Consider the following 326-nt stretch of genomic DNA (forward strand, 5'->3'; position numbering starts at 1 on the left):
CCGCCGAAGAAGCGGACTCCCTGGAGGATGTCCCCGTCGGTTATGCCGGTGGCGGCGAAGACGATCTCCTTTCCCGGGGCCAGGTCCTCGGTGCGGTAGATGCGGTTCTCGTCCCCGCCCATGGCCTTGAGGCGGGCCCGCTCCTCCTCGTTTTGCGGGGTGAAGCGGGCCTGGATCCCCCCGCCCAGGCACTTGGGGGCCGCCGCCGCCAGACCCCCTCCCGGGGCCCCGCCGATGCCCATGACGGCGTGGACCCCCGTCCCCCGGATGGCGGCCGCCAGGGCGGCGATCACGTCCCCGTCAGAGATGAGCTTGACCCGGGCCCC

General features: G+C 73.3%; 1 protein-coding gene. It reads right to left on the minus strand.

The features are described 5' to 3' along the window. Positions 1-326 (minus strand): fructose-bisphosphatase class II (locus BVI061214_RS00540; protein ID WP_156303177.1); only part of this gene is annotated, 326 nt, incomplete at both ends.

It is taken from the genome of Thermus aquaticus (assembly GCF_001280255.1).
GTDB classification, from domain to species: domain Bacteria; phylum Deinococcota; class Deinococci; order Deinococcales; family Thermaceae; genus Thermus; species Thermus aquaticus.